Annotated in this window: 27 protein-coding genes; 11 read left to right on the top strand and 16 right to left on the bottom strand. The window is 63.9% G+C overall.

Annotation, left to right across the window (positions count from 1 at the left end):
- Nucleotides 1-21: 21 nt before the first annotated feature.
- The gene (gene truA, locus RQP55_RS00710) at nucleotides 22-768 is read right to left on the bottom strand and encodes a tRNA pseudouridine(38-40) synthase TruA (protein WP_315608256.1); all 747 of its coding nucleotides are present in this window, start codon (nucleotides 766-768) and stop codon (nucleotides 22-24) included.
- Nucleotides 765-1,673, bottom strand: coding sequence for a methionyl-tRNA formyltransferase (gene fmt, locus RQP55_RS00715; protein ID WP_315608257.1), 909 nt, complete (start codon nucleotides 1,671-1,673; stop codon nucleotides 765-767). The genes truA and fmt overlap by 4 nt, the downstream gene beginning before the upstream one ends.
- A gap of 43 nt (nucleotides 1,674-1,716) precedes the next feature.
- On the opposite strand from fmt, the gene recR reads away from it, so the two are divergent.
- The 3 genes from recR (at nucleotide 1,717) to RQP55_RS00730 (ending at nucleotide 4,327) form a co-directional block, all read left to right on the top strand.
- Nucleotides 1,717-2,313: a recombination mediator RecR gene (gene recR / locus RQP55_RS00720; protein ID WP_315608258.1), complete on the top strand. Its 597-nt coding sequence runs from the start codon at nucleotides 1,717-1,719 to the stop codon at nucleotides 2,311-2,313.
- Nucleotides 2,314-2,375: 62 nt separating this feature from the next.
- A complete protein-coding gene (def, locus tag RQP55_RS00725) occupies nucleotides 2,376-2,945 on the top strand; it encodes a peptide deformylase (RefSeq protein ID WP_315608259.1) in 570 nt (189 codons plus the stop codon).
- Nucleotides 2,946-2,986: 41 nt separating this feature from the next.
- A complete protein-coding gene (locus tag RQP55_RS00730) occupies nucleotides 2,987-4,327 on the top strand; it encodes a DNA recombination protein RmuC (RefSeq protein WP_315608260.1) in 1,341 nt (446 codons plus the stop codon).
- A gap of 47 nt (nucleotides 4,328-4,374) precedes the next feature.
- On the opposite strand, the gene RQP55_RS00735 is transcribed toward RQP55_RS00730, so the two are convergent.
- From RQP55_RS00735 to RQP55_RS00765, 7 genes are all read right to left on the bottom strand, one after another.
- On the bottom strand, nucleotides 4,375-5,178 hold the full coding sequence (locus RQP55_RS00735) for an RNA methyltransferase (RefSeq protein WP_315608261.1): 804 nt from the start codon (nucleotides 5,176-5,178) through the stop codon (nucleotides 4,375-4,377).
- A 5-nt stretch (nucleotides 5,179-5,183) separates the two neighbouring features.
- Nucleotides 5,184-5,462, bottom strand: a complete 279-nt coding sequence (locus RQP55_RS00740; protein ID WP_315608262.1) for an HPr family phosphocarrier protein — start codon at nucleotides 5,460-5,462, stop codon at nucleotides 5,184-5,186.
- Between the two features lie 29 nt (nucleotides 5,463-5,491).
- Entirely contained in the window at nucleotides 5,492-5,896 is a 405-nt protein-coding gene (locus RQP55_RS00745) for a PTS sugar transporter subunit IIA (RefSeq protein ID WP_315608263.1), read from the bottom strand.
- An 82-nt stretch (nucleotides 5,897-5,978) separates the two neighbouring features.
- Entirely contained in the window at nucleotides 5,979-6,899 is a 921-nt protein-coding gene (gene rapZ / locus RQP55_RS00750) for an RNase adapter RapZ (RefSeq protein WP_315608264.1), read from the bottom strand.
- Nucleotides 6,886-7,350, bottom strand: a complete 465-nt coding sequence (locus RQP55_RS00755; protein WP_315608265.1) for a serine kinase — start codon at nucleotides 7,348-7,350, stop codon at nucleotides 6,886-6,888. Before RQP55_RS00755 ends, rapZ begins: the two co-directional genes overlap by 14 nt.
- On the bottom strand, nucleotides 7,347-8,924 hold the full coding sequence (locus RQP55_RS00760) for a sensor histidine kinase (RefSeq protein WP_315608266.1): 1,578 nt from the start codon (nucleotides 8,922-8,924) through the stop codon (nucleotides 7,347-7,349). Before RQP55_RS00760 ends, RQP55_RS00755 begins: the two co-directional genes overlap by 4 nt.
- The gene (locus RQP55_RS00765) at nucleotides 8,917-9,663 is read right to left on the bottom strand and encodes a response regulator transcription factor (protein ID WP_315608267.1); all 747 of its coding nucleotides are present in this window, start codon (nucleotides 9,661-9,663) and stop codon (nucleotides 8,917-8,919) included. Before RQP55_RS00765 ends, RQP55_RS00760 begins: the two co-directional genes overlap by 8 nt.
- Before the next feature lie 233 nt (nucleotides 9,664-9,896).
- Between RQP55_RS00765 and RQP55_RS00770 the strand changes: the two genes are divergently transcribed.
- From RQP55_RS00770 to RQP55_RS00780, 3 genes are all read left to right on the top strand, one after another.
- Nucleotides 9,897-11,504: a phosphoenolpyruvate carboxykinase gene (locus RQP55_RS00770; RefSeq protein ID WP_315608268.1), complete on the top strand. Its 1,608-nt coding sequence runs from the start codon at nucleotides 9,897-9,899 to the stop codon at nucleotides 11,502-11,504.
- Between the two features lie 47 nt (nucleotides 11,505-11,551).
- Nucleotides 11,552-11,995, top strand: a complete 444-nt coding sequence (locus RQP55_RS00775; RefSeq protein ID WP_315608269.1) for a hypothetical protein — start codon at nucleotides 11,552-11,554, stop codon at nucleotides 11,993-11,995.
- 62 nt (nucleotides 11,996-12,057) lie between these two features.
- A complete protein-coding gene (locus RQP55_RS00780) occupies nucleotides 12,058-12,414 on the top strand; it encodes a hypothetical protein (protein WP_315608270.1) in 357 nt (118 codons plus the stop codon).
- Here RQP55_RS00780 and RQP55_RS00785 read toward each other — a convergent pair.
- Nucleotides 12,411-14,243 carry a DUF885 domain-containing protein gene (locus RQP55_RS00785; protein ID WP_315608271.1) on the bottom strand — a complete coding sequence of 611 codons (1,833 nt, stop codon included), beginning with the start codon at nucleotides 14,241-14,243 and terminating at the stop codon, nucleotides 12,411-12,413. The genes RQP55_RS00780 and RQP55_RS00785 overlap by 4 nt on opposite strands.
- Nucleotides 14,244-14,400: 157 nt before the next feature.
- Between RQP55_RS00785 and RQP55_RS00790 the strand changes: the two genes are divergently transcribed.
- Both RQP55_RS00790 and RQP55_RS00795 read left to right on the top strand, forming a co-directional pair.
- A complete protein-coding gene (locus tag RQP55_RS00790) occupies nucleotides 14,401-14,922 on the top strand; it encodes a DUF937 domain-containing protein (RefSeq protein WP_315608272.1) in 522 nt (173 codons plus the stop codon).
- 18 nt (nucleotides 14,923-14,940) lie between these two features.
- Entirely contained in the window at nucleotides 14,941-15,147 is a 207-nt protein-coding gene (locus RQP55_RS00795) for a hypothetical protein (RefSeq protein WP_315608273.1), read from the top strand.
- A 4-nt stretch (nucleotides 15,148-15,151) separates the two neighbouring features.
- On the opposite strand, the gene RQP55_RS00800 is transcribed toward RQP55_RS00795, so the two are convergent.
- A complete protein-coding gene (locus RQP55_RS00800; RefSeq protein ID WP_147091376.1) occupies nucleotides 15,152-15,808 on the bottom strand; it encodes an alpha/beta hydrolase in 657 nt (218 codons plus the stop codon).
- Between the two features lie 132 nt (nucleotides 15,809-15,940).
- On the opposite strand from RQP55_RS00800, the gene RQP55_RS00805 reads away from it, so the two are divergent.
- From RQP55_RS00805 to parC, 3 genes are read left to right on the top strand one after another with little or no spacing between them, the layout of a single operon-like run.
- On the top strand, nucleotides 15,941-17,032 hold the full coding sequence (locus tag RQP55_RS00805; RefSeq protein ID WP_315608274.1) for a cysteine desulfurase family protein: 1,092 nt from the start codon (nucleotides 15,941-15,943) through the stop codon (nucleotides 17,030-17,032).
- Between the two features lie 2 nt (nucleotides 17,033-17,034).
- Nucleotides 17,035-17,367, top strand: coding sequence for a 2Fe-2S iron-sulfur cluster-binding protein (locus RQP55_RS00810; RefSeq protein ID WP_315608275.1), 333 nt, complete (start codon nucleotides 17,035-17,037; stop codon nucleotides 17,365-17,367).
- 42 nt (nucleotides 17,368-17,409) lie between these two features.
- On the top strand, nucleotides 17,410-19,695 hold the full coding sequence (gene parC, locus RQP55_RS00815; RefSeq protein ID WP_315608276.1) for a DNA topoisomerase IV subunit A: 2,286 nt from the start codon (nucleotides 17,410-17,412) through the stop codon (nucleotides 19,693-19,695).
- 27 nt (nucleotides 19,696-19,722) lie between these two features.
- Here the strand turns inward: parC and RQP55_RS00820 are convergent, their stop codons facing one another.
- From RQP55_RS00820 to RQP55_RS00840, 5 genes are read right to left on the bottom strand one after another with little or no spacing between them, the layout of a single operon-like run.
- Nucleotides 19,723-20,892, bottom strand: coding sequence for a CCA tRNA nucleotidyltransferase (locus RQP55_RS00820; protein WP_315608277.1), 1,170 nt, complete (start codon nucleotides 20,890-20,892; stop codon nucleotides 19,723-19,725).
- The gene (locus tag RQP55_RS00825; protein WP_315608278.1) at nucleotides 20,889-21,470 is read right to left on the bottom strand and encodes a CoA pyrophosphatase; all 582 of its coding nucleotides are present in this window, start codon (nucleotides 21,468-21,470) and stop codon (nucleotides 20,889-20,891) included. The genes RQP55_RS00820 and RQP55_RS00825 overlap by 4 nt, the downstream gene beginning before the upstream one ends.
- Nucleotides 21,467-22,006, bottom strand: a complete 540-nt coding sequence (locus tag RQP55_RS00830) for a DUF1285 domain-containing protein (protein WP_315608279.1) — start codon at nucleotides 22,004-22,006, stop codon at nucleotides 21,467-21,469. Before RQP55_RS00830 ends, RQP55_RS00825 begins: the two co-directional genes overlap by 4 nt.
- Nucleotides 22,007-22,029: 23 nt before the next feature.
- A complete protein-coding gene (locus tag RQP55_RS00835; protein ID WP_315608280.1) occupies nucleotides 22,030-22,548 on the bottom strand; it encodes an N-acetyltransferase in 519 nt (172 codons plus the stop codon).
- Between the two features lie 56 nt (nucleotides 22,549-22,604).
- The gene (locus RQP55_RS00840) at nucleotides 22,605-23,738 is read right to left on the bottom strand and encodes a PQQ-dependent sugar dehydrogenase (RefSeq protein ID WP_315608281.1); all 1,134 of its coding nucleotides are present in this window, start codon (nucleotides 23,736-23,738) and stop codon (nucleotides 22,605-22,607) included.
- Nucleotides 23,739-23,741 lie beyond the last annotated feature (3 nt).

The raw sequence follows: 23,741 nt of genomic DNA on the forward strand, positions 1-23,741 counted from the left end.
TTCGGATCGCAACCTAGTGCCTCAATCGCCCGGGTAAAGCGCGCGGACGAAATAGAGGCCTTCGCTCGGCGCATTAAGGCCCAATGCAGAGCGATCGCGCGCGGCGAGCGCTTCGCCAACCTGCTCCTCGCGCCAGCGGCCCATGCCGACCAGGGCGAGGCAGCCAACCATCGACCGAACCTGATGATGCAGGAATGAGCGCGCAGCAGCGCGGATGTGGACTTCCTCCCCAACGCGCGCAACGGACAGCAAATCCAAAGTTTTCTCAGGACTTTGCGCCTGGCAATGGACCGAGCGGAAGGTGGTAAAGTCATGCTGGCCGACCAGCGCCTGCGCCGCGCGGTGCATGGCCTCGGCGTCAAGCGGCTGGGCGACCTGCCAGGCCCGGTTCGCATCCAGCGTCAGTGGCGCGCGGCGATTGGCGATCCGGTAAAGGTATTCGCGGCCAATGCAGGAAAAGCGGGCGTGCCAATCATCCGTCACCACGCCGCAGGCGAGCACGGCGATGGGGGCAGGGCGGAGGTGGTGGTTGGCCGCTTCCATCAGCCGGAACGCATCGATCGACTTGGCAACGTCAAGGTGAACCCGCATGCCGAGCGCGTGCACGCCGGCGTCAGTCCGCCCGGCGGCGTGCATGGTCACAGTCTCGCCCGTAGTGGCCTGCACCGCCTCTTCCACTGCCTGCTGCACCGAAGGTCCGTGGGCCTGGCGCTGCAGGCCCATGAAGGGCGTGCCATCGAATTCAAGGGTGAGGGCGAACCGGGTCAAGCGAGCTTAGTCCCGGCGGTGATCGCCCAGCCGCGCAACAGGTCAGCAGTCGCCATGGCAGGCCGACCGGCGCGCTGGACCAGCGTGGGCCGAATTGCACCGCCGGCGCAGGCAATTGTCAGTTGGTTGTCAAGCACGGTGCCCGGTGTCGCGCTGCCTTCCGCCGGTTCTGCCACCAGCACCTTGCAGCGCTCACCGTCGAATTCGAACCAGGCGCCGGGGGCAGAGGCAAAGGCGCGTATCTGCCGTTCGACCTGCCCGGCATCCTGCGCGAAATCGATCCGGGTCTCGGCCTTGTCGATCTTTCTGGCGTAGGTCACGCCATCTTCCGGCTGCGGGATCTCAGGATAGGCCGAAAGGTCAGCCAGCACCCGCACGATCAGGTCTGCGCCGATCTGCGCCAACTCGGTGGTCAATTCGCCCGCCGTCTTGCGATCAATCGGCGTGCGGCCTTCCAGTAGCACGGGACCTGTGTCCAGGCCCGCTTCCATCCGCATGATGCCAACGCCCGTTTCGGGATCACCGGCCAGGATCGCTCGCTGGATCGGGGCAGCGCCGCGCCAGCGTGGCAGGATTGAACCGTGGAGATTGAGGCAGCCATGCCCTGGCGCATCGAGCACGGCCTGCGGCAGGATCAGGCCATAGGCCGCGACCACGGCAATATCGGCGTCAAGAGCGGCAAAGGCCGCTTGCTCTTCAGCGCCCTTGAGCGAGGCCGGGTGCCGTACTTCGATTCCCAGTTCCTCTGCCTTGCGGTGGACCGGGGTAGGCGTCAGCTCTTTGCCGCGCCGGCCGCCCGGGCGTGGCGGCTGGGTGTAGGCGGCAACCACACTGTGCCCCGCCGCGACCAGCGCTTCCAGCGCAGGCACGGCAAAGTCCGGGGTCCCCATGAAGATGATACGCATTGGTGGCTTTCGCTTGGCTTCGCTTCGCCCTATCGAGGCCGCCATGGCATCGCAAGAGATCGAGACACTGACCCAAGCCCTGTCCCGCCTGCCGGGGTTGGGGCCACGCTCTGCCCGGCGCGCTGTGCTGTGGTTGATCAAACGGCGCGAAACCGCGCTGGTGCAACTGATCGCTGCGCTTGAGGGCGTGTCGGAGCGGCTGGTCGAATGCCAGTCCTGCGGCAATGTCGATACGGCCGATCCGTGCGGCATCTGCGCTGATACCCGCCGCGACCAGCGCTCGCTCTGCGTGGTAGAGGACGTTGCCGATCTCTGGGCACTTGATCGGGCGCGCCTGTTCACCGGCCGATACCACGTGCTGGGTGGGCGGCTTTCGGCGCTCGAAGGGGTCCGGCCGGAGGACCTGACCATTGCCGCGCTGATCCAACGGGTCGCGGCTGGCGGGATTGACGAAGTGGTCCTCGCCATGAATGCCACTCTCGAAGGGCAGACGACTGCCCACTATATTATCGAGCGACTTGAAGGTTATCCGGTGCGGATCACGCAACTGGCGCATGGCCTGCCGGTTGGGGGGGAGCTGGACTATCTGGACGAGGGAACGCTTGCCCAGGCTCTGCGTGCCCGCCGGCCAGTTGGCTAGCCGATCAGGCTGATCGCCGCAGCCGCCTTGCGATTCGCAGGGTGCGAGACTATTTGAGCTGCATGGCTATCCGCGAAATCATCGAAGTTCCCGATCCCCGCCTCAAGGTGGTGTCCGAACCCGTCACCAAGTTCGATGACGAACTGAAGACCCTTGTCGCCGACATGTTCGAGACGATGTACGATGCCCCGGGCATTGGTCTGGCGGCGATCCAGGTTGGTGTGCCGCTGCGCGTGCTGGTGATCGATCTTCAACCCGAAGACCCTGATGCCGAACCCGAAGTTTGCACTTCGCATGGCGGCCATGCCCATACCCACCAGCCGCTCAAGAAAGAGCCGCGGGTGTTTATCAATCCAGAAATCCTCGACCCTTCGGCAGATCTTTCGGTCTACTCGGAAGGTTGCCTCTCGGTGCCGGAGGTCTATGCCGACGTTGAGCGTCCGGCTCGCATTCGTGCCCGCTGGCAGGATCTGGATGGCAAAATCCACGAACAAGAGATGGACGGTCTGCTGGCGACTTGCCTGCAGCACGAGATGGATCACCTTGAAGGCATCCTGTTCATCGACCACCTCAGCCGCCTGAAGCGGCAGATGGCGCTGAAGAAGCTGGATAAGCTGCGCAAGGTTGCCTGATAGGGCTGGCGTTCTCGCTCCGTTCCGGTTAGCGTGGTGACATGGACTCCACGCTCTCTCTCCTGATTATCCTCGCACTCGGCCTTGCAGCGGGCATCGGGCTCGGCTGGTTTTTGGGCTCACGCCCTGCCTCTGAGCTGCGGGCTCGTCTGATCGATATGGAGTCTGGCGCCAAGGATATCGACGCCCGCCTAAGGCAAGCGGTGAAGGAGCTCAGCGATGCCTCGATCGAGAATGCGACGCTGAAGGCGAATGCTGCCAATTTTGAAGAGCAGAAGGCCGGGTTGCTGGCGGCGCAGGAATCGCTGAAGAAGGAATTTGAGAACGCCGGGGCCAAGATCCTGGCGCAGGCGCAGGAGGTCTTGCTCAACCGCGCGCAAGAACGGCTGACCCAGTCTGAAGAGAAGAGCGCGGAGCGGCTGAAGGCCTTGCTGGCCCCGGTTGATGAGCGGCTGAAGAGCTATGAAGTCCAGGTCCAATCGCTGGAAAAGCAGCGGGTGGATGCCTTTGGCCAACTCACCGGCCTGATCCAGTCCCTGCGCGAGGGGCAGGAACAGGTTCGGGCCGAAGCCGCCCGGTTGGGCAACTCACTCACCAACGCGCCCAAGGCCCGCGGCCGCTGGGGCGAGCGGGCGCTGCAGAACGTACTGGAGCAGTGCGGCTTGTCCGAGCATACCGATTTCGAACTGGAGCACTCGCTCGATACCGAGGATGGCCGGCTGCGGCCCGATGCGATCGTTCACGTGCCCGGCCAGAAGAAATTGGTGATCGATGCCAAGGTCTCGCTGAATGCCTACCAGGCCGCGTTTGAGGCGAATGACGATGCGGAGCGCAAGCGGCATCTCGACATGCACGCCAAGTCGATGCGCGGCCATGTCCAGACACTGGGGACCAAGGCCTATCAAAACCAGTTCGACGATGCGCCGGACTATGTGGTGATGTTCGTGCCGGGTGAGCATTTTGTCGCTGCAGCACTTGAGCACGACCCGGAACTTTGGGATTTTGCTTTCCATAACAAGGTTCTGTTGGCAACTCCTACTAACCTGGTTGCAATTGCCCGGACGGTCGCAATGGTCTGGAAGCAGGACCAACTGGCCCGCGAGGCGGTGGAGATCGGCAAGGCCGGCGCTGAGCTCTATGACCGGATTGCAGTGGCGGCCGAACACCTCAAGCGGGTTGGCGGCGGGCTGGAAAGCGCGGTCAACAACTACAACAAGTTCGTTTCAAGCTTTGAACGCAACGTGGTCACATCGGGCAAGCGCCTGCGTGACAAGGGGATCGAGATCGGCAAGCGCGAGATTGAGGACGTGCCGCTGATCGAGGCTTCGCCACGTTACAGCGGAACCGAGGCTCCGGCGATCGAGGCTGCGGCAGAGGATTAATCCGGCCTACACACCAGTTCGGCGGAGTGTCTGGCAAGCCTTTGCGCTCAGCAGCCCAGCCGCTCCAGCACTTCATAGGCCAGCACGGCCCCGGCCACGGCGGCGTTGAGGCTATCGGCGCGGCCCTTCATTGGCATCGTCACCCGCAGGTCGCAGGCCAGCTCGTATTCTTCGGGCAGGCCGCGGCTTTCGTTGCCGACCATGATGAAGCACGGCGCGGCATAGGGCGCGCCGCGATAGGGCACGGCATTGCGCAAGGATGCCGCCACCAGCTGGCCGCTGCCACCACGCAACCAGGGTAGGAACTCTTCCCACCGGGCCTGAGCGACTTGCTGGGTGAAGATTGCGCCCATGCTGGCGCGCACCGCCTCGGCAGAAAAGGGATCTGCGCAATCGTCGATCAGGATCAGCCCACCAGCGCCCACGGCATCGCCGGTGCGCAGCATGGTGCCTAGGTTGCCGGGATCGCGCAGCGCCTGCGCAACCAGCCAGATTCTTGCCTTGCTCCGGTCCAGCGCGGCAAGGCTGGTATCGAACTCGGCAAAGACGCCGCAGACCGCCTGCGGGTTGTCCTTGCCGGTGATCTTGCTGAGGATATCGGCGCTGGTTTCGATCACTTCACCGCCCGCGGCGATGACATCGGCCTCAAGCGCGGAGAGCAGCAGATGCGGGTCGCGCCCTTCGGCCATGACCAGCACCTCGGGCAGGTGGCCGCATTCGCGGGCATCCGTGAGCAGGCGCAGCCCTTCAGCCAGGAACTTGCCCGCGGCCTTGCGGTGCTTCTTGTCCCGCAGCGCCCGCAGCGCTTTGACTGTGGGGTTGGAAAAGCCGGTGATCTGGCGGCGGTTCAAAATGATCAATCCTCGCCGAAGCCGTCCTTGACCAGGCCGACCAGCTTAAGCAGCGCCGGCTCGCAGCCTTCGCCGCTGACCACGATGTCAACCTTGTCACCCTTGGCTGCGCCCAGCATCATCAGGCCCAGGATCGAACCGCCTGCAGCCTCGTTTCCGTCCTTTTCAACGCGCACAGACAGTCCGGTGCAGAGCTGGGTCACGGCGTTGACAAACTTGGCACTGGCGCGCGCATGCAGGCCGCGATTGTTCACGATTTCAACGGTTTCGCGTGCCTCAGCCATTCTGTCTTCCCCCACCCAAGAGCCGGTCGTCACGCGTCCTGGCCAAGAAACTCCGATGCGATCGTGATGTAGTTGCGCCCCGCATCCCGCGCTGCCTCGGTCGCCTTGGGCAGGGTCATGCAGGTCCGTGCCTTGGCGAGGCGGATCAGCATCGGCAGGTTTATGCCGGCAATCACTTCCACCTTGCCCGCTTCCATCAGCGAGATCGCGAGGTTTGATGGCGTCCCGCCGAACAGGTCGGTCAGGATAATCACACCGTTGCCGCCATCCACCGCTTTAACCGCATCGGCGATCTCGCGCCGACGGGCTTCCATGTCGTCGTTAGGGCCAATGCAGACCGTCGCGACCGCATCCTGACGGCCGACGACATGCTGCATGGCATGGACGAATTCCTCGGCGAGCTTGCCGTGGGTAACCAGGATCAGGCCGATCATGCTGGGGGGATGCTCCGAACTGCCGCGCCGGCGAATCCTGCCGGAAAGTGGCGCAGGCCCATGACGCCGAACGCCGGCACGGTCAATGCTTTCCTTCGACAAGGTCGGCCGCGCGCGAGCCGAGATTGCGGTGGATCACGGTCGGTGTGAAGCCGGCCTGACTGAGCGCAAGGGCCAATTGCTCAGCCGAATAGACCGAACGATGCCGTCCGCCGGTGCAACCGAAGGCAATGTTGACATAAGCTTTGCCTTGCGCAGCGTAGCGCGGGAGCAGGGTCAGCACGAGATCGCGGATGCGGCTGAATGCATCGGCCCAAGCCGGATCGCGCGCAATATGCTCGCCAACCGGCGGGTCTTGCCCGGTCAAGGGGCGCAGTTCTGGGTCCCAGTGCGGGTTGTCGAGGAAACGCATGTCGAAGACCAGATCGGCAATCGGCGGCATTCCCCGCGAAAAGCCGAAGCTGGTGACGGTAATCGTTGTGCTTTTGGGTGCCGTTTCGGCAAAACGTTCGCGGATCGCCAGCTGCAGGTCATTGCTGGTGAAACCGGTGGTTGAGATAACCATGTCAGCCCAGCGCCGCAGCGGTTCAAGCAATTCGCGCTCTGCCGCAATCCCGGCGGTGGCCGGCAGATCCTGGGCCATCGGATGGCGACGCCGCGTTTCGTTATAGCGCCGCTCCAGTTCGGCCCCGCTGCAGTCAAGGAACAGGGTGGTAAGCTCAAGATCCGGGCGCTCGACCAGTTTTTTGACCCGCTCGATCACCTGATTGGGGTCAAACCCGCGAGTCCGCGCATCAAAACCGATCGCCAGTGGAGCGCGTAATTCGTTGCGGGGGGCATCGGAACTGTCGATCAGCCGATCGAGCAGGCGGATCGGAAAATTGTCGATCGTCTCCCAGCCCAGGTCTTCCAGCACCTTGAGTGCTGTTGTCTTTCCGGCACCGAGCAGGCCAGTGACCAGTAGCACGCGCTGCCGTGGATGTGCGGGATCAGTTTCGCTCATGATCGATACCAATGTGGCCCTGCTGCTGTTCAATTGGAAGTCCCCACTGCTCCAAAGCGGCTTCTGCCCGCAAGGCCAGGACCGGGCTGTCAGGCCACAGCGCCAGGCAGGGCAGGTCGATCCCCGCAATGGTCAGGATTTCGGGTGCCTCGGGCAGGCGCGGGGCCGCCGCATCGAGCCGCAGCGCCAGTGCAATCGGGACCGAGCTGGTAACCGGGCGGGAAAGCAGGCCGACATTGCGCACTTCGATCAATCCGGTGATCCGCGGCGGCGGAAAGGCAAGCAGCCGGTTGCCGGAGGCCATGATGCTCAGGCCGTCATCGCCAACCAGGGTCGCGCCCCGGTCGATCAGGGCAAGGGCGAGGCTGGATTTACCCGATCCGGGCGGCCCCTGGATCAGCAGGCCGCGCCTGCCGATCGCCACGCAGGTGGCCTGGATAAGCTGGCTCATTCTGCTTCCTCCGCCACTTCCGGCAGCGGCAGGTGAAGGACCAGGCATGCGCCGGGGTGGCCATCGGGGCGGTCCTGCGCTGAAAGCGAGCCATCGTGTGCCTCGGCAATCGTGCGAGCGATAGCCAGGCCAAGCCCGGAGTGGCTGCCGAAGTCTTCGCTTTGCGGGCGCAGGGAATGGAACCGTTCAAAGACTTTTTCGCGCGCTTCCACCGGGATGCCGGGCCCTTCGTCAGTGACCGTAAGCTCCAGGACATCGCCCTGCCGTTCAAGCGCCACGCGCACTGTGCCACCCTTGGGGGAGAAGGACACGGCGTTGTCGACCAGGTTCTCCAGCACGCGTTCAAGCCGGGCGGCATCGCCGGGTACATCCCAGGGGCCCTGGCCGACCGGATTAACCTCGATCCGGCAGCCCGGATCACTGGCACGCTCGGCGCGGGCTGCAGCGAGCGAACGGGCTAGCGCCAGCATGTCCACCGGCATGAACCGGGTACGGGAAAGCTCGGCGTCGATCCGTCCGGCTTCCGCGATTTCAGTGATCAGCCGGTCAATCCGGCGCAGGTCGTGCGCCGCGATCTCGGTCAACTGGCGGCGCAGGGCCTCGTCCTTGACCTTGGCGAGCGATTCGAGCGCCGACCGCAACGAAGCGAGCGGGTTCTTGATTTCGTGGGCGACGTCAGCCGCAAAGCTTTCGCCCGCGTCGATGCGGTGGCGCAGGGCCGATGACATGTCGGATATGGCGCGCGCCAGCAGGCCGATCTCATCCCGCCGTTCCGGCAGGCGGGGAACTACGACCTGCCGTTCGCGGCCAAGCCGCACGCGGATTGCCGCGCGGACCAGTTCGCGCAGCGGCTGCACGATCGTCCGGGCAAGGAACAATGAAAGCTGCACCGAGATGATCAGCGTGACCGCAAGGACGATCGCCAGCGTCTGGCGCGCATCGCGTACGCTTTGGGTAACATCCCGCGCATTGCGGGTGGTCAACAGGACGTCTCCGCTATTGCCGACCGGCGTTGCAGCGTTGATGACCGGGGTCTCATCGGGCGCGGCGCGGCGCTGGACCACAGTGGTGCGCAAGCGGGCCGCTTCGCCCACTTCGGGCCAGGCCCTGGCGCTTTCGATCAAAGGATCGGCATAGGCCGGACCCGCGGCATTGCCGATCAGGAAGTTCATCCCCGCATCAAGCCATCGCGCAGCATGCTGATACCAAGGCTCGCTGGTCGGATCGACCAAGGCATAGGTTGGCGTGGCGAGCTTAAAGGTATCGAACAGCAAACGGCCCCTGGCGTCGTAAAGCCTGAGCCGCAGGGTTTGCTCCTGGCCAATCTGCGCAATCAGCGCAGCGCGCCGCGAGGGCGGAGTGGCGGCAAGGCCTTGCGCGGCAATCTGCGCTTCGGCGCGGGCCAGCTGATAGCGTTCGGCAAATAGCTGGTTGCGATAGGAATCGAGATAGAACAGGCTCCCTGCCATCAACCCCAGCGCAATGATGTTGACGGCAAGGATGCGCGCGGTGAGCGAGGTTCGCCGGGTCCAGTCGCGCCGGCGCCGGGTGCGGGGCAGGGCCGGCTCAGGCATCGCCAAATGAATAGCCTGCGCCATAAAGCGTGGCGATGGCTGCAAAATCCGGATCAACCACCCGGAATTTGCGGCGCAGGCGCTTGATGTGGCTATCGATCGTCCGGTCGTCGACGAAGACATCATCGCTGTAGGCGGCGTCCATGAGCTGGTTGCGGCTCTTGATCACGCCCGGTCGGGTGGCGAGGGCCTCAAGAATCAGGAATTCAGTGACGGTCAACGAGACCGGCTGGCCATTCCAGGTTACCCGGTGACGGGCCGGATCCATTTCCAACGCCCCGCGGACAATGGCCGCACTGGGCTGGATCTCGCCGTCGGGTTCTCCATCGCCGGCAGCGGTCTCGGCCTTGACCAGTTCGGTGCGGCGCAGGATTGCACGGATTCGCGCCACCAGCAGGCGCTGGCTGAAAGGCTTGGTGATATAGTCGTCTGCCCCAAGCGAGAGGCCAAGCGCCTCATCGGTTTCCTCGTCCTTGCTGGTCAGGAAAATGACGGGGAGGGCGCTTTTGGCGCGGAGCTGGCGAAGCAGCTCGAAACCATCCATCCGCGGCATCTTGATGTCGCAAACGGCCAGATCTGGGGGGTTTTCCAGCAACGCCTTCAGCGCAGTCTCGCCATCCGAATAGACCCGCGTGGCGAAGCCTTCGGCCTGCAGACCGATCGATACGCTCGTCAGGATGTTGCGGTCGTCATCGACCAGCGCGATCGTCTGTAAAGGGCTGGCTGGCGTGGGGTCCATTGGCTCGGTTCAAGCATCCGGTTCGGGTTGATCCGGTTACCGCCTTCGCCGCTCGGTGACAATCTTGCCCTGCGGATTGCCCCCGCATTCAATTTTCACCGGGATTTGGATCAGGTTAGGCGCGCGGTGGTTTGACGGCATGGGTCGGCACCGCTATGCGCCGGGACGAATCCCTGCATACGAATGCAAAGCCCCACGGTGAAGTGCTGCGGCACGATGCCAAACCCACGGAGATGACCTTGACCTCTGCGCTGTCCTACCCGCTCGCCAACCAGGGTATTGCTACCGACGCCACGATCTTTGCCAACCTTGGTACGGCTCCGCTGGTGGAGCACGCGCTGAAGCGCGGCGAGGGGCAACTGACCAAGGATGGTGCGTTGCTGGTTGATACCGGCAAGTTCACGGGCCGCAGCGTGAAGGACAAGTATGTCGTCCGCGATGCCACCACCGAAACCACGATCAACTGGGGCGCCATCAACCAGCCGATGTCGACCGAGCACTGGGCGAACCTCAAGGCCGATTTCCTGGCAGCGGTGCAGGGGCAGGACGAACTGTTCGTTGCCGACCTGTTTGGTGGTAGCCAGCCCGAATATCGCGTCAACGTGCGGGTCATCACCCAGATGGCCTGGCACAGCCTGTTCGTGCGCACCCTGCTGGTCCGTCCCAAGGCAGATGAGCTGGCCGGCTTCGTGCCGGAATACACGATCATCAACCTGCCAAGCTTCAAAGCTGATCCCGAGCGGCACGGCTGCCGCAGTGACACGGTGATCGCGGTCAATTTCACCGAGAAGCTGATCCTGATCGGCAATACCGAGTATTCGGGCGAGATGAAGAAGGGCGTGTTCGGCCTGCTCAACTTCCTCCTTCCCGCGCAGGGCGTGATGCCGATGCACTGTTCGGCCAACATCGGCGCCGATGGCACCAGCGCGATCTTCTTCGGCCTGTCGGGCACCGGCAAGACCACGCTGTCCGCAGATGCCAGCCGCACGCTGATCGGCGATGACGAACATGGCTGGTCGGATCAGGCGGTCTTCAACTTTGAAGGCGGCTGCTATGCCAAGATGATCGACCTTTCGGCCGAGGGCGAACCGGAAATCTACGCCACGACCAAGATGTTCGGCACGATCCTGGAAAACGTGGCGATGGACCCGGAAACGCGCGAGCTTGATTTCACGGATTCAAGCAAGACCGAGAACACCCGCGGTGCCTATCCGATCGAGTTCATCCCCAACACCAGCGAGAAGAACCTCGGCCCGCCGCCGTCGAACATCATTTTCTTGACTGCCGATGCCTTTGGCGTGCTTCCTCCGATTGCACGGCTGACGCCCGAGCAGGCGATGTATCACTTCCTGTCGGGCTATACCGCTAAGGTCGCCGGTACCGAGATTGGCGTGACCGAGCCGCAGGCAACCTTCAGCACCTGCTTCGGCGCCGCTTTCATGCCGCGCCACCCCAGCGTCTACGGCAATTTGCTGAAGAAGCGCATTGCCGAAGGCGGGGCGCAGTGCTGGCTGGTCAACACCGGCTGGTCCGGCGGGCGGGCGACCGACCCGGGCATCAAGCGCATGCCGATCAAGGCGACCCGCGCGCTGCTGAACGCCGCGCTCGACGGCAGCCTGAACAATGCCGAGTTCAAGAAGGACCCGAACTTCGGCTTTGAAGTGCCGGTGGCCGTGCCGGGCGTCGACAGCAAGCTGCTTGATCCGCGCGGAGCCTGGGCTAACGCCACGGAATACGACAAGACCGCGCAAGAACTGGTCCGCAAGTTCATCGACAATTTTGCGCAATTTGTTGATTATGTCGATGAAAGTGTGCGTCAGGCAGCTCCCACCGCGGCCTGATCCGGCCTGGAACCTCCGGGCCTTGTGAACAAGACCCGGAGTTCTCGATGCCTGATTACCCCGTCCGCCTGTTCACCGATGCTGCGCAGGTCCGCCGCATCGGTACCGGCCTGCTTGAGCAAAGCCTGCCGCGCGCCGAATGGACGCATGAGGCCCATTTGGCGGCCTGTGTGTGGCTGCTGACCGAACGGCCCGACGTGCTGCCAGAGCGTGATCTCCCCGCTATTATTCGCAGTTTTAATGAGGCCGTCGGCGGCGTGAATGATGATAGCCAGGGCTATCATGAAACGCTGACCCAGCTTTACATTCGCGGTGTGCGCCAGTTCCTGGCTGATTGTGCCGAGGAAGGTCTGGTTGAGCGGGTTAACGCCTTGCTATCCGGTCCAGTCGGGGCCCGCGACTGGCCGCTGCGGTTCTACAGCCGTGCGGTGCTATTCTCGGTTGGCGCGCGCCGCGCCTGGGTTGATCCTGACCTATCTTCGCACGATTAACTTATACTTGCGATTCAGGTGGTTGGCTTCATCATGTGGTCTTCACCTGTGGAGTCGCAAACATGGGAATATTCGACACAATTCTTGCCCAGGCAGGCCATGCCGATATCGGCGATCTTGCCGGCAAGCTGGGCGTTCCGCCGGAGCTGGCCGAAAAGGCGATCGCCGCCCTGGGCCAAAGCCACGCCGAAGCCGGGGATACGATTTCCGCGGCGGCAGCCAAGACCGGGTTCGACGCTGGAATGCTCAGCCAGGTTGTCGAGCAGATCGGCGGCGCTGGCGCGCTTGATCAATATGCCCAGGCGCTGCAGAACAACCCGCAGCTATCTGGCGTGTTCAAGTGGCTCGATGAGGATGGCGATGGTAATCCGATGGACGACTTGATGGGGGCTGTCGGAAAGCTCTTTGGCAGAACTTAGCCTTGCTTGGTGGCAATGTAGCGGTCGACATTCTGGGCCAGAACATCGAGCGGGACATTTCCACCCCCAACCACGGCATCATTGTAATCGCGCAGATCATATTGGGCGCCAAGTGCGGCTTTCGCCCGCTCGCGCTGGTTCAGGATCTCGCTGTGACCGATCTTGTAGCCACAGGCCTGGCCCGGCCATGAGCAATAGCGATCAACTTCGCTTGTAACTTCCGCCCGGCCGGAGCCGTTGGTGGTTGCGAACCAGTCTATCGCCTGTTCGCGGGTCCAGCGCTTGGCGTGCAAGCCGGTATCGACCACCAGCCGGCAGGCGCGGAAGGCGATGGATTGCAGGTAGCCCAGCTGGCCCACCGGATCGCCCTCATAGGCGCCCAGTTCGTCGCCCAGCGTTTCGGCATAAAGCGCCCAGCCTTCGGAATAGGCGTTGAAGGCCAGCAGCGTTCGGATCAGCGGCAGGCGGTTGGCATATTCACCCTGCCAGACATGCCCAAAGATCCCTTCGTGGAAGGCCAGGGTTGGCAGGCTGTAGCGGTTGTGCAGTTCGGTCGTGCGAAGGTTGATCCAGATCTTGCCGGGAATCGATCCATCGATTGAGCCCGCGCCGCCATAGGCGCCCGGTGCGCCAGCTTCCTCGGCGGGGGGCAGGCGGCGGATTTCCAGATTGCCTTTGACTGGGTGGCCGAAGGCACGCGGCGCCTGGGCACGCATGTAATCCACCTTGGACTGCATCAGCGCGATGATTTCGGCGCGGCCCTTGTCATCGTCAGGGAAAGTGAAGCGCGGATCCTTGCCCAAGGCGGTCATCCGTTCACCCACGGTGCCATTGGTATAGCCCAGCGAGCGCAGGATTGGATCCATCCGGCCGTGGAGCAGGGCAAGCTGTTCGAGCCCGATCTGGTGCACTTCCGCGGGGGAGCGGCTGGTCGTCGTGCTGGCGGAAAGGCCCCAGGCATACCATTCGTCGCCATGTGGACGGGCCCACAGGCCGGCGTCGCTGGTTGCCATGGTGCGCTGCAGTTTCAGTTCGGCCAGCTGGCGCTCAAGCGCTGCAGCGACCGGGCCTGTCGACAATGCTTTCGCCCGGGCTTCCCAGCTGCCGGGAATGGTCGCTGTGCGCCGTGCCAGCGAACGGGTCAGGTCGCCGCCGTCGCGCAGGCTGGCCAGCTGCGTTTCCATTTGCCGAATGGCCTTGTCGAGTAGGAACGAGGGCGGGACCAGGCCCATGCCGCGGGCCGCCTGGATCCGGTCCAGTTCACCTTCGAGCACCGCCGGAAATGCTCCCAGGCGCGCAAGATAGGCCTCGGCGTCGGTCGAATTGCGGACCGGGTGGTCGCTGTCGAGGAAGCGCGGGATGTCGAGATAGCCCCCGACGTTCTGGATCACGACGTATGGCGTGTTGCGCCAGCCGCCAACGGCAACATCGCCATAGGGCAGGGCCAAGCCCCTGAGCGAGGTGCGGAAGGCAGAGCGCACGACCGCCAGGCTGGTGCGGGTATCGGGATCAAGTGCTTCGGCATTGATCGCCTCTGCTTTCGCCAAACCGCGCTTGAGAACGTCTGCCATGGCTTTCTGGCCAGCGACGGAACGATCGCCCAGCTTGCCGCGCAGGTTGGCATGATCGCCCGTATCGATGCCAAGCGAGGTGGCCGCTTCCGGGTTCTGCTCAATCAATTCCCAGGCCAGCGATTCCAGCAGTGCTGCCGCGCTGTTCGGAGTGGCGGCCGCGGCGAGGCGGTTGGCGCACCCAGGCAGGGTTGAAGCAGCGGCGGTGGCGCCAAGCAGGCCAAGAGCGTGGCGGCGCGAAAACGAGAGAGTTTGCATGGCATAATGGTGCTTTGCCGCGATTGCCGTGTCAAATCCGGCCGAATTATATCGTGGATTACGCGTAACGGCTGGCGGCCGCTTTGAAACACGGTTAGCCTGCGCGCACCCTGGGGCGCAGCCTGGTGCAAAACAACGATGCCAAGGAGAGCTTGCGATGCCTGATCAGGGTCTGCTCGACGTGTTGCGCCGCAGCGGCGGATTGGTGGCGATTTCACGTCAACTGGCCGTCGCGCCCAGCGTTGCACTTGGGGTGGCCACCGCATTGATGCCTCTGGTGCGGGGCGGTTTCCGACGCAGGGTTGAACAGGCCCGGGATTTTGGCGCCGGTGTGGCGGACCTGCACAAGATGCTGGAATTGCTGGACGCAGCACCACTGGCGGGTCGTCTATTGCAAGACGATTTCGTGCCATCGGCAACAGACCGATCTGCTGGAACGGAGCTGGTCGCGGCGCTTTTCGGCTCTGAGGCGGGGGCCAAGCAAGCCATTGCTGCGGCGGCCAACCAGAGCGGGGTCGATCGGGATATCGTGGCGCAGACCGTGCCGTTGCTGGCTACGCTTGCCGCCGGCTATTTGGCAGCCCGCGGCGGGCGGCTCTCCTCGCCTGAGTGGCTGGCCGAACTGGGGCGACTGCTTGGCCTGGATGAAGAGAGCAACCCGCTTGACGCTGTGGTTTGAATCGCCGAGCAACGCGGCATGATCACGACCGTACTTTCGCTGCTGACGCTCGCTGTCCTGTTGATGCTGGCTGGGGCCGTACTGCAATGGCGGCGCGGCGAGCGCCGCAAGGCGGTGTTGCTCGTAATCCTGGCATTGGTAGCCGGGATCAACGTTGCCATCTGGACGGTGCCTTACGACAACGGCGAAGCGCCGGTCGTTCGCTCGGACCAAACGCCCGCCTGACCAATCAGCGGATCGGGCAATCCGGCGCGAGGCGCATGTCGAGGTAATTGTCGACCGCGCGCATCATGTCGTCGAGCTCATTTTCAAAGAAATGGTTGGCCCGCGGCACTTCGTCGTGATGGATCGTGATGTGCTTCTGGGTGCGCAGCTTGTCGACCAGTTTCTGCACCGCGCCCGGCGTTACCACCGTGTCCTGCGCGCCCTGGATGATGATACCCGATGCCGGGCAGGGAGCCAGGAAGCTGAAATCATACATGTTGGCCGGCGGGGCGACCGAAATGAAGCCGCGGATTTCCGGACGGCGCATCAGCAGTTGCATGCCGATCAGCGCGCCAAAGCTGTAACCCGCGATCCAGGTGGTGCTGGCTTCGGGATGGATCGACTGCACCCAGTCAAGCGCGGCGGCGGCATCGCTCAATTCGCCAATGCCGTTGTCAAAGCTGCCCTGACTGCGGCCAACGCCGCGGAAGTTGAAGCGCAGGGTGGCAAAACCGCGCGCCTGAAACGTCTTGTACATCGCCATGGTGATGCGATCGTTCATTGTCCCGCCAGCCTGCGGATGCGGATGCAGGATCATGGCGACCGGAGCGCGCGGGCGGGTGGCGGGCTGGAAACGGCCTTCAAGGCGCCCTTCGGGGCCGGGGAAGATGACTGACGGCATGGAACTGCACCTGCTTCTGCCTGGCGCCACCTGCGATCGCCGGAGAAAACGGCGCACCGGACCAGATGGGGCTATGATCGGGAGAGAGGCGCTATATAGAAACGGACCTTCGAAAAGCAACTTTTCCGAACCATGACTGGCAAAACCATCTATCTTGACCACCAGGCCACCACGCCGCTCGCTCCAGAGGCCCTGGAGGCCATGCTGCCGTGGCTGTCCGGTCCGGACAGCATGGGCTTTGCCAATCCGCACTCGATGCACCGGGCCGGACGAGCTGCTGCCGCGGCGGTTGAGCTGGCGCGCGAACAGGTGGCAGAACTGCTGCCCAAGGGTGGGCGGGTCATTTTTACCAGCGGGGCGACCGAGGCTCTGAATCAGGCATTGCGCTCGGTTCCGCGCGGTCCGATCGCCTATTCGGCCATTGAGCATTCGGCCGTTGTGAACGCCGCGATCGCCAGCGGAGAGCCAGTCCACGAGCTGCCGGTCAGCGCGGAAGGCCTGCTCGATCCGGAGGTCGCGCTGCCCGAAGGGCTCGGTCTGGTCGCAGTCATGCAGGTCAACAACGAGATTGGCACGATCCAGCCCGTCGAGCGCCTGGCCGAGCGGGCGCACGAGGCCGGGGCGCTGTTCCTGTGCGATGCGGTGCAGGGGGCGGGCAAATTGGCGCCGCCGCAAGGTGCAGACCTGATCGCAATCACCGCGCACAAGCTTTACGGACCCAAGGGCATCGGCGCCTTGTGGGTGCGTGACGGGGTCAAGATCGGCCCCCTGATCGCGGGCGGCGGGCAGGAGAGCGGCTTGCGTTCCGGCACGCTTAGCCCCGCGCTCTGCGCTGGTTTCGGGGCGGCCGCGGCGCTAGCCCTGGCGCGGATGGAGCAGGATTTCCAGCACCTTTCCGGGCTGGCTGCGCTCGCCCGGTCGACGCTGTCCCGCTGGACGGTGAACGGGAGTGAGGCTGCACGCTGGCCCGGCAATCTCAACCTCCGGCTGGATGGGCTGAATTTTCCGCGCCTGCTCAGCGATTGCCGCGATCTTGCCTTTTCCGCAGGCTCGGCCTGCGGCAGCGGCACCGGTGCCCCCAGCCGGGTGCTTACCGCAATCGGGCTGGAGCCGGTCCAGGCGCGCAATTCGATCCGGCTTGGCTTTGGCCGCTATACCACGCACCAAGAAGTGGAAACGGCTTGCCGGGCGCTCGAAGCCGCCGCCGCGGCCCAGGGAGTTTAGACGTGCTCAGGATCACCTTTATCACCGCCAATGGCGAGCGCATCGCCGCCGAAGCGGCTGATGGCGATAGCTTGCTCGATGTGGCGCAAATCGCGGACATGCCGCTGGAGGGCACCTGCGAGGGGCAGATGGCTTGTTCCACCTGCCACGTGATTGTTGGCAAGGACTGGTTCGACAAGCTGCCCCCCGCCAGCGATGACGAAGAAGACATGCTCGATTTGGCCGCTGGGGTGACCCGCACCAGCCGGCTGGCCTGCCAGATCACCCTGACAGCAGCACTGGATGGGCTTGAGGTGCGGATTCCGGGGGAAAGCCGCAACATGCAACGCCGCTGACCCTTGGCGGTGGATTTGCGCGCCTGCTAGGGCGCTGGATCAATGACGACCGATACGACCGAACCCGATCCGTTTGACGCTATTGTTGACGCGCCGTTCGATGCCGCGCTCAGCGAGCGTTATCTCGTCTATGCGCTGTCCACGATTACCGCGCGGTCACTGCCCGATCTGCGCGACGGGCTGAAGCCGGTCCATCGCCGCCTGCTGTGGGCGATGCGCCAGCTCAAGCTCAATCCGAACGACGCCTACAAGAAATCAGCCCGTGTCGTCGGTGACGTGATCGGTAAGTATCACCCGCATGGTGACCAGTCGGTCTATGATGCGATGGTCCGGCTCGCGCAGGATTTCTCGCTGCGTTATCCGCTGGTCGATGGCCAGGGCAACTTCGGCAACATCGATGGCGATAATGCCGCCGCCTATCGTTATACCGAGGCCCGGCTGACCAAGACTGCGATCCAGCTGATGGCGGGGCTGGACGAAGGCACGGTCAACTTCATCCCGACCTACAACGGGGAAGAAGAAGAGCCCGAGATTTTCCCCGGCCTGTTCCCCAACCTGCTGGCGAACGGATCGAGTGGGATCGCGGTGGGCATGGCGACCAACATTCCCAGCCACAACGTTGCGGAAATCATCGACGCCACGCTGCTGTTGATCGACAATCCCCATGCGGAACACGCCCAGCTGATGGACCTGTTCCAGGGGCCGGACTTCGCTACTGGCGGAATCGTTGCCGAAAGCCGCGAGGTTATCTCGAAGGCCTACGAAACCGGCCGCGGAGCCTTGCGCGTGCGCGGGCGGTTCTCGACCGGCCGGGCTGCGGATGGATCGTGGGAAGAAACCGGGATCGAAAAGCTGGGCGGCGGCGCCTGGCAGCTGGTTGTTACCGAAATTCCGTACATGCTCCAGAAGGGCAAGCTGATCGAGCAGGTTGCCCAGCTGATCGCCGACAAGAAGTTGCCAATACTCGAAGACATCCGCGATGAATCGGATGAGCAGATCCGGCTAGTCTTCGTGCCCAAGAGCCGCAACGTCGACCCCGAACTGCTTAAGGAATCGCTGTTCAAGCTGACCGATCTGGAAACCCGGTTTGGCCTGAACCTGAACGTTCTGGACGCCAGCCGCACGCCGGGCGTGCTCAGCCTGAAGCTGGTGCTGCAGGAATGGGTCAAGAGCCAGATTGATATCCTGGTTCGCCGCAGCGAGCACCGACTGGCCAAGATTGCCGACCGGCTTGAGCTGCTCGATGGCTATATCATCGCCTACCTCAACCTTGACCGGATCATCGAGATCATCCGCACCGAGGATGAACCCAAGCCGGTCATGATTGCCGAATTCCAGCTGACCGACCGCCAGGCTGAGGCGATCCTCAACATGCGGCTGCGCAGCTTGCGCAAGCTTGAGGAAATGGAGCTGCGGCGCGAGCGGGATGACCTGCTGGCTGAAAAGGATGAGCTGGAAAAGCTGCTCGAAAGTCCTGCTCGCCAGCGCACCCGGCTGAAGCGTGACCTTGCCACCCTGCGCAAGGACTATGCCGAGGACACGGTGCTTGGCCGCCGCCGGACCACCGTTGCCGAAGCCGCGCCGACAGTTGAATTCTCGATGGATGCGATGATCGAGAAGGCGCCGGTCACGGTGATCCTGTCGGCCAAGGGCTGGATCCGCGGCGCCAGCGGACACGAGGCGCTCGATAAGGAATTCAAGTTCAAGGAAGGCGATGGCCCGGCCTTTGCGATCCACGCCCAGACCACCGACAAGCTGCTGGTAGCCTGTGACAACGGCCGGTTCTATACGCTGGGTTGCGACAAGCTGCCTTCGGCGCGCGGCTTTGGCGAACCGATCCGCACGATGATCGATATCGATGCCGGGGCGGAAATCGTGGGACTGCTGGTCTACAAGCCCAAGGCGCAGCTGCTGCTGGCCAGCAATGCCGGCCGCGGCTTTGCGGCAGAGGCCGATGAACTGCTGGCCGAAACCCGCAAGGGCCGCGGGGTGATGAACACCAAGCCGGGCGTCAAGCTGACGGTGGTGCGCGAAATCCCGCCGGAGCACGATCATATTGCCGTCGTTGGCGATAACCGCAAACTGGTGATCTTCAGCCTCGAGGAACTGCCGATTCTTGCCAAGGGGCAGGGCGTTACCCTGCAACGCTATCGCGATGGCGGGCTGGCCGATGCAACCACGCTAAAGCTGGACGAAGGCCTGTCCTGGCGGATGGGCGGCGATACCGGGCGGACCCGCACCGAAAGCGACATGCGCCTGTGGAAGGTTGCACGCGGCGCGGCCGGGCGGCTGCCACCCAACGGGTTCCCGCGCGATAACAAGTTCTGATCCGGCCTGACCAGGCCGGGCCAGGCTTTACGCCCGTTCGCTAAGCTCCGCATCGAGCAGGGCAGGGATCACGGCATCGGCAAATCCGGCGGCAATCCAGCCGCTTTCTACCTGACGCAGCACCCGCGCCACTTCGGGTCCGGCCTTGATCCCGCGGGCGACAATCTCGCCACCCTTCAGCGGGAATTCGGGAATGACCCAGCCGTCCAGCGCTGCGGCATCGGCTCCGGCAATCAGCAGCCGGTCAAGCGCGCAATCACGGCCCAGTCGATAGGCCAGCGGGCGGGCATCGCGCTCGGCCCCATCGCGGGCCGCGGCCAGCGCCAGCCGCTTTTTCTGGGCGCCGGACAGGCGGAACCGGCTGGCCACGGCCTCGGCCAGCTGGACATCAGCCGGAAGCAGTGCCGCCAGGCGGCGCAGGGCATCGGGGGCGATCTGCTGGCGCGATTCCTCGGCAACGAGCGCGGCCAGCGCGGCGACGTCAGCCTCGGGCAGGACCACTTCCAGCACACCAAGTTCGGCCATTCGAGCCACGGTTGGAGCGGGATCGGCCAGCGAGAGGAGGTTCATCATTTCCATGCCAACCCGCTCACGCGAGAGGCCCTTCAGCGTTGCCGCCAGTTCGGCGCAGGCGCTTTCCGAGGGGGCATCGGCGGGCACTGAACCAAAACGCGCCTGGAAGCGGAAATAGCGCAGGATTCGCAAGTGATCCTCGCGGATGCGCTGGTGTGGATCGCCAATGAAGCGAACCCGCCGGGCGGCAAGGTCATCAAGCCCGCCGAACCAATCGAAAATCTCGCCATTCGCCGGATCGGCATAGAGCGCGTTGATCGTGAAATCGCGCCGCGCGGCATCATCCTGCCAATCGCTGGCGAAGGCTACAGTCGCGCGGCGGCCATCGGTGCTGACGTCATGACGCAGGGTGGTGATCTCGACCGGGCCGAGCGGGAGAACGGCGGTAACCGTGCCGTGTTCGATCCCGGTGGGAACGGCCTGGATACCGGCGTCCTTCATCCGCTGCATCACCGCCTGCGGTTCAAGCGGGGTGGCGATGTCCACATCCTTGACCGGAATGGCCAGCAGGGTGTCACGCACTGCGCCGCCGACATAGCGGGCATTGCCGGCGCCAAGTGCCGCCACCAGCCTGGCAAGGTCATCGCGCCGGGTCCAGTCGGTCAGGGGCAGGGTGGTGCTCACCAGGCGATCCGCCGTGAAAGGTTATGGATGATCGCCGCTGTCACGCCCCAGATCCGATGCTGCTGCCACATGATTTCGATGTAGCGCCTTTCCGCGCCTTGCCAAAATGCCGATTGCTCGACCTGGTTGCTTTGGTTGAACACGAAATCGACCGGTGCCTCGAACCACTGGGCGACTTCGGTCGGACTGGGATTGAGTTCAAGGTCGGCCGGGACAACTGCGATCACCGGGGTCACTTCATAGCCGGTGCCGGTGCGATAGGTGTCGCTCGTGCCGATCACGGTCACGTCACGCTCATGGATGCCCAGTTCCTCCCAGGCTTCGCGCAAGGCCGCCTCGACCGGAGTTTCTCCGGGATCGATCTTGCCGCCCGGAAAGGCGATCTGCCCAGGATGCGAACGCATGTTCGACGGACGGTGGATCAGCAGGAAGCCGGGGCGTTCGCGTTCGGTGATCGCGGCAAGGACCGCTGCCGGACGAAATGCGCCGTCGTGTCGCTCGTCAGAGAGCAGGTTGTCCATTGCCTGGGCATGGCCGTCTGCGTGCAACCGGCGCAGCCGCGCCACCAGTTCGCTCATGCCGGCACCAGCGAAAAGTGCTTACCCTGGCTGGCCACGCAAAGGTCGTGATCGGCGAGATCGACTAGCTGCAGCCAGGTGCTGCGGTTGATCCGCGCCTCGCAGCCGTTGCGCACGGCAAGGTAGATCGCCGGAAGCTCTGCATCGCCGCGGGCAATGAGGGGATGGTCTGTCCCGGCAATTACGATCTCATCGGTGTTCAGCCGAAAGGCCAGCGATCCATCCTGGGCGACGACGTCGGTGGCGATGAAGGCGGCGTCCTCAACCTTGATCGCTTGCTTTTCGACCGGGGTGACCAGCCAATAACTGCCGTCCTCCTCGCGCCGCAACAATCCGGCAAAGGCGCGGATCATCGCCGGGCGGCGGATTTCTCCGCCATCGTGGAACCAGCGGCCATCGGCCTTGATGGTCATCAGGCTGTCGCTGCTGGCTTGGGGGTTCCACTGCGTGACCGGCGGCAGCTTGCGCTCGGCATTGAGCGTGGCGATTTCAGCCAGGCTCAGGGTCGCAAGGTCGGGCAGGGGTTCGTAGGGCATCGGCGCTGGGATGCCAGATCAGCTTACCCGCGCCAAGGGCCCAGCATGCCTTCGGCGGGGAGGACTGCCGGATTATCGCAACGGGCGAGCAGGCGATGCCGCTCAAACGGACCCGGCAGGTCCCACCCGCCGGTATGGGCGTTGGTAAAGCCCCAGAACCGGCCATAATATTCGGGATCACCGATCATCACCTGCGGCAAGGGGGCCTGCGGGGAAAGCGCGGCAATGCTCGCGGTCATCAGCGCCTGGCCATAGCCAAGGCCCTGAACGCTGGGTTCGACCGCAACTGGCCCGACCATGATCATCGGGTGGCGGCGCCCGTCAGGGGCAGTCAGCGCAACCGGCCAGCACTGGATCGTACCCACCAGGTGTTCATCGGCATCAATCGCCGCAAAGGACAGGCCCGGCAGCCAATCGGTGCCTTCGCGCACCTGGTAAGCGGTGCGTTTGTGCCGGCCCGGTTCAAAGGCGCGGTCAAGCAGACCCTCGACCAGCGCGGGATCAACGTTATCGAGCGGGATTAGGGTGGGACCGTCTGCCATAGGCGCGCGCCCCTAAGGCGCAGACGCGCGCTTGTCGATGGAATTCGGGTCTAGTCCTATTTGGCTGGCGTCAGCCTGAGCAGACGGCCTTCCTTGCCGTCCTCGATCACCAACAGGCTGCCATCGTTGGCTTCGGCCACGTCCCGGATGCGCTTGTCGAGCGGATAGCGCCCGGCTTCGGTCACCTTGGTGCCATCAATCGTCACCCGCACCAGGCCCTTCGAAGCCAATCCCGCGATAAGCAATTGCCCACGCCAGTCGCGGAAGGCCTTGCCGCGATAAAACAGCATGTCGCCCGGCGCGATCACTGGCGTCCAGCTGATGCTGGGGGGCGTCAATTCTGGACGGGTGCTGTGCGGCGGAATGTCGCGGCCATCATAGTGATCGCCTTCGGACACGATCGGCCAGCCATAGTTCTTGCCGGGTTCGACCAGATTGAGTTCATCGCCTCCGGCGGGGCCATGCTCAAGGTCCCACAGCCGGCCTTGCGGATCGAAGGCCAGCCCCAGGATGTTGCGGTGGCCATAGGACCAGATCTGGGTACTGACACCGCCCTTTTCGGCAAAGGGATTGCCCGGCGCCGGCGTGCCATCGGGCAGCAGCCGCAGAACCTTGCCCAGGTTGACCGAAAGGTCCTGCGCCGGGTCCATCTTTTGCCGCTCACCCGAAGCGACGAACATCAGCTTGCCATCGGGCGAGAAGGCAATGCGGTGGGAATAATGGCCGCGTCCGGTAACTTTGGGGCTCTGGCGCCAGATCACCTCCAGCCCTTCCAGCCGCGGGCTATCGCCCAGCACCAGCTTCGCCCGGCCAATCGCCGCGCCGCGAGTGTCGTTTTCACCGGCTTCGGCCCAGGACAGGTAGATCATGCCGGTCTTGGCGTAATCGGGGCCAAGGACGACATCGCCAAGTCCGCCCTGACCACCAAAATCAACGGTGGGAACGCCCGCAACTTCCTTGATTGAGCCGTCAATCAGTTTGAGCTTGCCGGCCTTTTCGGTCACCAGCACGCCGCCGCGTGGCAACACGGCAATCGCCCAGGGCGCGTCGAGGGTCGCCAGCGGGGTAACGGTAAGGGTGCCCTTGGTCTCGGCGGCCATTGGCTTGGGGGTATCCCCAGCAACCGACGGGCTGCAGCTTGCGAGGAAGACGGCGAGGGGGAAAAAGGTGCGGATGATGGTTCTGGTCATAGC

Origin of the sequence: Novosphingobium sp. APW14 (assembly GCF_032337075.1) — a bacterium.
GTDB lineage: Bacteria > Pseudomonadota > Alphaproteobacteria > Sphingomonadales > Sphingomonadaceae > Novosphingobium.